This window comes from Pseudonocardia sp. Ae505_Ps2 (assembly GCF_001932425.1).
Taxonomy (GTDB): domain Bacteria; phylum Actinomycetota; class Actinomycetes; order Mycobacteriales; family Pseudonocardiaceae; genus Pseudonocardia.
Genome location: NZ_MCIP01000001.1, coordinates 1,672,639 through 1,674,282 on the forward strand (window position 1 = coordinate 1,672,639; position 1,644 = coordinate 1,674,282).

A 1,644-nucleotide genomic window follows, 5' to 3' on the forward strand; every position below is an offset into this window, starting at 1 on the left:
CGTCAACACCCTGCACTCAGCCCTTCGTGCTCTGGCCGAACGCGGAAACGCCCTGCTCAAGACCACCTTCGCCGCGTTGCGGCGAGTCACGCTATGTCCCTGGCGCACCGGCGCGATCACCGCAGCTGCGCTCGTACTACTCCACACCGAGTACGACCGCACGACATGATCAACCCGCTACTGAGAACACCTCAGTGCGCGGCACCTCCGCAGGCGGCTGTAGAGCGTCTCCAGGCGCTGCGATGCCTCCCGGACGAACAGCACCAGCGGGACGTCACCGAGGTTCGGGAGGATGTACATCCGGATCTGGGACTCGTAGGTCATCCGGGTGGTGGCGTCGATCTCGTGCTGCTGCATCCAGCGTTCGAGCAGGGCCCCGACGGTGGCCTTGGTGCGCGCGACCTTCAGTTCGTCCGCGTCTGCGAGGAGCCGGGTCCGGATCTTCTCGGCCTCGCGGTAGGCGGCCTTCTCGGCGCGGTCGCCGTCTCCCTCGATGTCGACGCTCTCGCACAACACGATCCGCTCGCCGGTCGAGGAATCTTCACCAGCCGACACACGGACCTCGTAGCACCGAGCCCGGCGGCGGATGCTGCCGCGCTGGCGCTTGACGGGGGCGTCGGATCGGCTGGCCACGTGGCGGAAGCTAGCAAGGTTCGTGGACCGGTTCGTGGACCGCGATCAACTTCCACCGACGAAAAAAGATCCGGCCCTGACCGTTGTCGCTGGTCAGAGCCGGATCTCGTGTGGTGCGCCCGAAGGGATTCGAACCCCTAACCTTCTGATCCGTAGTCAGATGCTCTATCCGTTGAGCTACGGGCGCGTTGCTGTTTCCAGCGTAGCAATCTTCAGTTGTCGGCCGGCGACCGGTGTATCGACCGCCGTGCCGGTGCGGAGGCTCCGGGATTTGAACCCGGGATGGGGGGTTACCCCAAACCGCATTAGCAGTGCGGCGCCATAGACCAGACTAGGCGAAGCCTCCCCGGTGCCTGACGGCCACCAGCGAGGACAACACTACACGCGCGTTCCGGTCTTCCCGAACCGGGGTCCCCCTGACCGAGGGACCCCGGTCCGGCGCAGGTCAGGCTCCCGCGAGGGCCACGAACGGGGTCAGCGCGTCCGGGTTCTGCAGCGCGCCGGCCGACACCGCCTTCTCCGGTGCGGTCCCGGAGAGGATCTTCTTCACCGGCACCTCGCACTTCTTGCCGTTCAGGGTGCGCGGCACCGCGTCGACGACGACGAACCGGTCCGGCACGTGCCGCGGCGAGAGCTCCTTGCGCAGCAGGGTGCGCAGGGTGGGCTCGACGTCGTCGAGGGTGGTGCCGTCGTCGAGCACCAGGAAGCAGAGCAGGGTGCCCTCCTCGCGGGCGCCGAGCGCGGTGGTGTCGATCACCAGCGAGTCGGCGACGCCCTCCACGTTCTCGACGACGGCGTAGAAGTCCGCGGTGCCCATCCGGACCCCGCCGCGGTTGAGGGTGGAGTCCGAGCGGCCGTAGATGACGTAGGAGCCGCGCGGGGTGCGGCGGACCCAGTCGCCGTGGCGCCAGTTGCCGGGGAAGTCCTCGTAGTAGGACTCGCGCAGCCGGGTGCCGTCCGGGTCGTTCCAGAACATGACCGGCATCGACGGGGTCGGCGTGGTGATGACCA

Annotated in this window: 1 protein-coding gene, 2 tRNA genes and 2 pseudogenes; 1 reads left to right on the top strand and 4 read right to left on the bottom strand. The window is 67.7% G+C overall.

What is annotated here, in order from left to right:
- Nucleotides 1-169: pseudogene (locus Ae505Ps2_RS31030) on the top strand (IS5/IS1182 family transposase); the annotation flags it as partial.
- An 8-nt stretch (nt 170-177) separates the two neighbouring features.
- Here the strand turns inward: Ae505Ps2_RS31030 and Ae505Ps2_RS07835 are convergent.
- The 4 genes and pseudogenes from Ae505Ps2_RS07835 to Ae505Ps2_RS07850 form a co-directional block, all read right to left on the bottom strand.
- Nucleotides 178-633: a hypothetical protein gene (locus tag Ae505Ps2_RS07835; protein WP_139320145.1), complete on the bottom strand. Its 456-nt coding sequence runs from the start codon at nt 631-633 to the stop codon at nt 178-180.
- 111 nt (nt 634-744) lie between these two features.
- Nucleotides 745-820 (bottom strand) — tRNA-Arg (locus tag Ae505Ps2_RS07840).
- A gap of 69 nt (nt 821-889) precedes the next feature.
- Nucleotides 890-979, bottom strand: a tRNA-Ser gene (locus tag Ae505Ps2_RS07845).
- A 99-nt stretch (nt 980-1,078) separates the two neighbouring features.
- Nucleotides 1,079-1,644, bottom strand: a pseudogene (locus Ae505Ps2_RS07850) (acetoacetate--CoA ligase); the annotation flags it as partial.